Origin of the sequence: Aeromonas sp. QDB25 (assembly GCF_027707725.1) — a bacterium.
GTDB classification, from domain to species: domain Bacteria; phylum Pseudomonadota; class Gammaproteobacteria; order Enterobacterales; family Aeromonadaceae; genus Aeromonas; species Aeromonas caviae.
Window position 1 is genome coordinate 1 of sequence record NZ_JAPCIZ010000205.1, and the last position, 1,307, is coordinate 1,307.

Genomic DNA, 1,307 nt, shown 5'->3' on the forward strand with positions numbered 1-1,307 from the left:
CATGGTTCAAACACGCCAGGCATTCGAGCGAACACGCAGTGATGCCTAACCCTTCCATCGAGGGGGACGTCCAAGGGCTGGCGCCCTTGGCCGCCCCTCATGTCAAACGTTAACCTCTGAGGAAGAATTGTGAAACTATCACTAATGGTAGCTATATCGAAGAATGGAGTTATCGGGAATGGCCCTGATATTCCATGGAGTGCCAAAGGTGAACAGCTCCTGTTTAAAGCTATTACCTATAACCAATGGCTGTTGGTTGGACGCAAGACTTTTGAATCAATGGGAGCATTACCCAACCGAAAGTATGCGGTCGTAACACGTTCAAGTTTTACATCTGACAATGAGAACGTATTGATCTTTCCATCAATTAAAGATGCTTTAACCAACCTAAAGAAAATAACGGATCATGTCATTGTTTCAGGTGGTGGGGAGATATACAAAAGCCTGATCGATCAAGTAGATACACTACATATATCTACAATAGACATCGAGCCGGAAGGTGATGTTTACTTTCCTGAAATCCCCAGCAATTTTAGGCCAGTTTTTACCCAAGACTTCGCCTCTAACATAAATTATAGTTACCAAATCTGGCAAAAGGGTTAACAAGTGGCAGCAACGGATTCGCAAACCTGTCACGCCTTTTGTACCAAAAGCCGCGCCAGGTTTGCGATCCGCTGTGCCAGGCGTTAAGGCTACATGAAAATCGTACATTACGAAGCGAATGCACCATGGATAGGAAGAATGAAATGCCCAAACCCAAAGTGTGGGAAGGAAACTCCTGCCTGGCAATCGAGCGGCATGAGCGACAGTTGCCCGCATTTTTTCTGTGATACTTGCTCGAATGTAATCCATAGAGAGCAGGACCATGCATTACTGTATGAAAATGAAATCAATCAAGAGCTCTTGGATCGAATAGCAGCAACTCTTCCAGATTGCCCTTGCGGGGGTAGGTTTGTTCCTGGTGCAAACCCAAAGTGTCCGAGTTGCAAGACCGAGTACGTGCACCAATGGGATGCAGTGAAAAGGTTGAATGTACCTTTTATGCCAATCTTGGATGGTTCCTGCTTGATTCGAGATAGGCTGTATTCGTATGAAGTATGCATTGGTTCTAAACCAAAATACTGGTGGCGTTTGTTCACAAATGCCTTAACAAGTTTAGGCAAGGGACGCTCCTGACGTCGCGCCCCTGCTAAAAGCGTTAGATGCACTAAGCACATAATTGCTCACAGCCAAACTATCAGGTCAAGTCTGCTTTTATTATTTTTAAGCGTGCATAATAAGCCCTACACAAATTGGGAGATATATCA

At 44.9% G+C, this 1,307-nt stretch carries 1 protein-coding gene; it reads left to right on the forward strand.

Annotation, left to right across the window (positions count from 1 at the left end):
- The first annotated feature begins 129 nt into the window (after positions 1–129).
- On the forward strand, positions 130–603 hold the full coding sequence (gene dfrA1 / locus PG883_RS23485; protein WP_000777554.1) for a trimethoprim-resistant dihydrofolate reductase DfrA1: 474 nt from the start codon (positions 130–132) through the stop codon (positions 601–603).
- The last annotated feature ends 704 nt before the right edge of the window (positions 604–1,307 follow it).